The 5,419-nt window shown below is 47.5% G+C and carries 5 protein-coding genes; all 5 read right to left on the bottom strand.

Going from position 1 to position 5,419, the window contains the following annotated elements; genetic code table 11:
* Window positions 1-11: 11 nt before the first annotated feature.
* The 5 genes from V3S16_RS17540 to radC all read right to left on the bottom strand — a co-directional run bounded on the left by V3S16_RS17540 (window position 12) and on the right by radC (window position 5,358).
* On the bottom strand, window positions 12-1,460 hold the full coding sequence (locus V3S16_RS17540) for a surface lipoprotein assembly modifier (RefSeq protein ID WP_413887315.1): 1,449 nt from the start codon (window positions 1,458-1,460) through the stop codon (window positions 12-14).
* Window positions 1,461-1,595: 135 nt separating this feature from the next.
* On the bottom strand, window positions 1,596-2,657 hold the full coding sequence (locus tag V3S16_RS17545) for a hypothetical protein (RefSeq protein WP_413887317.1): 1,062 nt from the start codon (window positions 2,655-2,657) through the stop codon (window positions 1,596-1,598).
* A 484-nt stretch (window positions 2,658-3,141) separates the two neighbouring features.
* On the bottom strand, window positions 3,142-4,338 hold the full coding sequence (locus V3S16_RS17550) for a phosphoglycerate kinase (protein WP_413887319.1): 1,197 nt from the start codon (window positions 4,336-4,338) through the stop codon (window positions 3,142-3,144).
* Window positions 4,339-4,355: 17 nt separating this feature from the next.
* The gene (locus tag V3S16_RS17555) at window positions 4,356-4,637 is read right to left on the bottom strand and encodes a hypothetical protein (RefSeq protein ID WP_413887321.1); all 282 of its coding nucleotides are present in this window, start codon (window positions 4,635-4,637) and stop codon (window positions 4,356-4,358) included.
* On the bottom strand, window positions 4,630-5,358 hold the full coding sequence (radC, locus tag V3S16_RS17560; RefSeq protein ID WP_413887323.1) for a RadC family protein: 729 nt from the start codon (window positions 5,356-5,358) through the stop codon (window positions 4,630-4,632). Before radC ends, V3S16_RS17555 begins: the two co-directional genes overlap by 8 nt.
* Window positions 5,359-5,419: the final 61 nt, after the last annotated feature.

Here is a 5,419-nt window from a genome sequence, read left to right on the forward strand (position 1 = left end):
TCAATTGGAAGTCAGAACCTGCATCCCATACTAATGGTGTAGGTTGTTTTATCATAATCATACAGCTCTAAGTTGGAATCATTGTCTGTGTAACCAAACGCAAAAGAGGCAAAGAAGTATTTTAAAAATCCCTGACTGACAACCGCTGTAATCGAGTTGCGCTTATCCGTACGGAACTGGTTGTAAAGTAACGGTTTGTCGTCATATTCTCTGCGTGCATACTGGTATCGCAAGAAAAGCTCCGTTCCGTTGGGAAATGTTACTAAATAAGAACCGGCAAAATAGGGGTCGGCATAGGAATAGCTGGCCGATTCGGCATTGTGATTCTCGTAGGCGACAGTCGCCGAGATAATATGACTGCGATTATACAGATACACGGTGGGTATCAGCTCAAAGAGGTGGTTCTTGTTGTCCAGATCGCCTCGATTGTCTGCATAGTAGTTTTCGTTAGTAAAGGAATAGAGCCCTTTGAGACTGAAATTTGGATTAAAATGATGCTCGTAATTCGGATCCACATGAAAAGCTTGCGAAAGCCGGTCGCTTTCGTATTCGCTTTCAAAATAACCAAAGGGAATTTTGATAATGTCACGGGTATAGACCAACCAGGGACCGGTAGTGAAATCGAGTGCCGTGTAATTGAACTGGCTGTAATCAGAATAAGCCTTGCTATAAAAGGATGCGGTGGTGTTCCACATCATTCTCTTTCTAACACCAATATCATAAAGTACGTTGCCGGCCAGGTTGGTTACCAGGGCCTCGTCCCTTAGCTTGGCCGTCGTTGGACTCGGAGTAAACATCCCGCTCGCGACATTATAACTCTTTTGTTCGGGGCCGGAGCTGATATTGTCGTCCCATAAGTACCCCAGAGAAAACCGCAGATTATAGAATAACTTCTTGGTCCTTTCCTCGATGGCCTCCATCAGCTTTTCAATGTTTTGCTGCACTCCCGGAGGCGGGGAAGCCGCCTGTACGGTCTCCAGCTCCCGACGCGCTTCCTCGTAGCGCCCCATGCCAAAGTATGTCGTTGCCAGTTCCAGCCTGACCCGATGCAGCAGGGCATCGATCTCCAGCATCCTTTTAAACTTCTCGATGGCCAGCCGGGCCTCACCGACTTGCATGGCGCTTGTACCGATCCAGAACATAACATCCATAGTCTCCACCTGGCCCGCTATCTCCCTAAAAATAGGCAGAGCACGGGCGAATTTTCTGTCATAATAAAGAATAAGGGCCTCGGCAAGTTTGGTATCCAGAGCTTCAATCTCTGCGGCCGTCATTTGCCTGAGCTTATTAAGCGCCTCTTGATCGGCCACTTTAAAATAGACTTCCCAGCCAGGTTGATTCTGGGCTATCATCAAAGATCCTGCAAAGCTGAAAGATTGGGCAACGGCATTAGGAATAAATGCCAAGAAGATCAAAGTTATCAGAACAAAAACTTTAAAATATGAAATCTTGAAAGGCATGGTCATCTCCCCTTACCTAACACAATTAATGGTAGCGGAAAGAAGTTACACTTTAGAAACTCTTATGGATATAGGTAGAGCAAATCATCCCTTATCGGACAGAAGGACTGTGTTTACATTGGTATAATGGATAAATTAGGTGTAGATGACATTTAGGGGCAGCGGCGGATACTTCCATACGCCCGGTTTGGGAAGAATATGCTGCCCGCCGACCGACAACCAGTTTAAGTCAGGCTTGAGCTCCCGTAATTTGCCGTCGTCCGGCGGCCTGGCATGATTGGTGATGGCGTAGGTGGCCTGAAAGATACAGATACCATCTTTTTTTTCACGCTCCACGACATAATTTTTTTTAAACGTCCTGGGCGCAAGGTTGCCGGCCGCGGCAATCTGATCCAGCTCTTCGTTTGTAAACTTCATCAGAATAGATTTGGAAACACCCCTTTCAGAAATTCGGATCAACGCCCTGGATTCACTGCTGCCGGCGTACACCGTCGTAATACACGGACTTCTTTTCATATACTGGGAGGCCACAATAGCGGCAGTCCTTCTGCCGCCGATCATAACAGGCATGCAGTAATATTCAAAAAACTTTTTCTGAATATCTTCGGCGTATTTATCCCCTTTCTCATACAGGTCCTTTGATATATAGCGCAGGCTGCAGGCCAGATCCTCGGCGGCATCGGCAATCGGCCAGTCGACGCGCACGTGAAAGTGGGAAAGGCTGTATCGATCCTTAAGCTTGCTGGCCGGATCTCTTTGGATAAGGAGAGCATAATCCACGGGAAGCAACAATTTCAGTAAATCAATAAAATGGGCTGACCCCAGGTATTTCCGGCTTCTTTCGAATTTGCCCGAAAGCGGCAGCGATTCGTAACCGAGAAGATTTTTTTTGGTGGTTTTATTGACGTTAAGGAACCGTATATATTTCTTGTGGGCTTCCGCGATAGTCTCCTCCACAAAAAGCACCAGAAAAGCATTCTGAGGTTTATGCTCTATTCCAGGAATGCGCGCGCGGGGTTTCAGCTCGCGCTTTCCTACAAACGGGTAGGGAATCCTGCGGCTGCGGAAATTATTATAGGAATCTATCAGCGCATACTGAAGAATGTGCCGGTCCATTTCATCCCGCAAAAGTTCGTAATAAGAACGCCTTAATCTGCTGGCCTGACTAAGTTCTTCTCTAACGCTCCAGAAAGCCAATATCTTCTCCTGCTTTTATAAATATAGACCTCATAAATAATGACAGATTGCGGGGAAAATTTTGGACAAAACACGCCATTTCTAATCAAAGAGTTGGGTTCAAAGGTTCAATGTTCAAAGGTTCAGAGGTTGATCCCCTCATTTAATTACCCCTATGGAATCAATGGTATAGAAAAAAAGCGCCAAGCGATTAACCCGACTCGGCTGAGCTCGTCGCAGGCTGAACCTCCTAACCCAGACCGACCGGATGTCCAATTTTTGTGAAATCCCGCAGTATATAACGGTCTACGGTCATTTTTATCTGGTGAATGACGAGGTCTGAAATAACGATATTTTCTTTTAATACCATTATTTAAGGCTGTCGTCAACGGGGTATTATCTTAATTGAGTTAAAACGAACTTGGGGGCTTTGCCCCAATTGGAATAATGGAATTGTGGAATAATGGATTTTAGCTGAATTTGGCTGGTTGAAAGATGCCGGACTTTAGGACGCTTTTTTATTGACCGCATCCAGAGCAGCTACCGCCGGCAGGGTCTCACCCTCCAGAAGGGTGAGAAAAGCTCCCCCGCCTGTTGAAACGTAGGTTATTCTGTCCATTTCCCCGGTTTTGTGGAGAGCGATATCCGTATCGCCGCCGCCGACGATGGAGAGCGCGTAGGAGTTGGCCACACTGTGCACCATGGCGATTGTTCCCCGGCTGAAGGCATCCATTTCAAATACGCCCAAAGGGCCATTCCAGACAATTGTCTTGGCGTCGTACAGAGCCTCTGAGAATAGTAAAGACGTGGCCGGACCAATATCCATAACTATCCAATCATGCGGTATTTCCTGTATCGGAACAATCTTTATTTCAGCCTTAGGATCAAAACGGCTCGCCACCACCGCATCTATCGGAAGATAGAATTTGATGCCCCTTTCAGCAGCCATCTTCATCACGGCACATGCTATTTCACTAAGATTATCTTCTACTCTTGACCGGCCGACACTATGACCTGAACATTTCAGGAATGTGTTGGCCATGGACCCGCCGATGATGAACTTGTCGACATGCTCCAGCATGTTCTCCAGCGCTCCCAGTTTGTCCGACACTTTTGAACCGCCGACAATGGCGACCAGGGGGCGCATGGGATCGGCAATGGCCTGCTTGAAATAGTCCAGCTCCTTCTGAAGCAAAAATCCGGCGGCGCAGACCGGCGCAAATTTTGTTATGGCGACCACAGATGCATTGATACGATGCGATACGGCAAAGGCGTCATTGATATACACGTCACAAAGTTCCGCCAGCGCCCTTGCAAACTCATCGTCGTTTTTTTGCTCCTCGGTATGGTAGCGCAAATTCTCAAGTAGAACAACATCACCCAGTTTCATATTCGACACCAATTCACTTGTTTCTGAACCGACGCAGTCATTGGCCATTATAACTTCTTTTTCAAGGAGCCGCCCAAGGCGTTTAGCCACGGGAGCCAGGCTGAGTTCCGGCACTTTTTTCCCCTCCGGTCGTCCCATATGCGAGGCCACGATCAGCTTGGCCTTATGGTCCATGGCATATTGCAGGGTAGGCAAAACTGCCTTTATTCTGGTATCATTCTCAATATTCTGTTGCTCATCCAGGGGCACGTTAAAATCAACCCTGAAAAAGACTTTTTTACCTGCAATATCTATATCTTTGATCGTTTTCATGGCCCTATCCTTCCATGTCAGCCTTTGGCCTTCGCTTCTATTTTACGCCGCAACTCTTTTTTTTGGGACCACCTTTCCAGAAAACTCATCAAACCGGACGCATAGGCCCTGTCTACTAATTCTTCCCGGACGCGAAGGCCGTCCGTCGCCTGCAGGGCAACTTTTAAACATTCTGTTTTGTGGTAACATAACAGGCATTTCTCCGGGGTTTCCCTCAAGCCGTCCTTACCTTTTGGAAAAACAGTATCAAGCCGGCTAAAACACGACGGTAATTTATTGTTATGCACCATTTTAGTCATTTTGAGTTTGCGTATCAAACTCGCGATTCATCCGGGCGATATAACCTTGATCCGCAAAACTGAAATATCTGTTGTTACCTACAATCAGATGCTCATGCACCGTAATGCCAACTACCCTGCAGCTGAAAACGAGCCGGCGGGTAATGGCCACATCCTCTGCCGACGGCTCGGGATCGCCTGAAGGATGGTTGTGGGCAAAAATCAGGGCGGCGGCATGATGATTCAAAGCCGCAACTACCACCTCCCGCGGATAAACAGAGCTTGCAGTTAAAGTCCCCTCAAAGAGCGTCTCGGTAGTAATAACACGGTTTTTGGCATCCAGGAAAATTACATTAAAACATTCACGGCTTTTGTCTCTGATGCTGTGGTAAAGGTAGTCGAACAGCTCTTTGGAGTTGTTCAAGAGATCTTTCTCGATTAATTTCTGCTCAAGATACCGATCCCCAACAGCCTTTACCAGCTTGATGCCCAGCAGGTTTTTAGGGCCGATCCCTTCGACTTCGCAAAGCTCCTTGGCAGACGCTTCAAGTACACCCGGCAGCGTTTTGAAGCGTTGCAAGGCGGACTTGGCAGCAGTCTTACAGTCTTTTCGCGGAGTGACCAGGGTTAAAAGGAGCTCAACCACTTCATAGTCATGGAATCCCGACAGGCCTGATTTCAGAAATTTTTCCCGCAACCGCTGCCGGTGGCCCTCCCCTTTATGTTGTTTGCTCGCGGCCATAATGCTCGTTGCTCGTTACTCGTTGCTGTTCACTGACCTCCGACCCCTGATCCCTGACACC

The organism is Candidatus Desulfatibia sp. (genome assembly GCF_036446775.1).
In the GTDB taxonomy this organism is placed as follows: Bacteria; Desulfobacterota; Desulfobacteria; order Desulfobacterales; family UBA11574; genus Desulfatibia_A.

Excerpts from the sequence above, each read along its gene's own strand:
- V3S16_RS17555 (WP_413887321.1), bottom strand. The coding sequence starts at position 4,637 with ATGACTAAAATGGTGCATAACAATAAATTACCGTCGTGTTTTAGCCGG.
- V3S16_RS17550 (WP_413887319.1), bottom strand. The coding sequence starts at position 4,338 with ATGAAAACGATCAAAGATATAGATATTGCAGGTAAAAAAGTCTTTTTC.
- radC (WP_413887323.1), bottom strand. The coding sequence starts at position 5,358 with ATGGCCGCGAGCAAACAACATAAAGGGGAGGGCCACCGGCAGCGGTTG.
- V3S16_RS17540 (WP_413887315.1), bottom strand. The coding sequence starts at position 1,460 with ATGCCTTTCAAGATTTCATATTTTAAAGTTTTTGTTCTGATAACTTTG.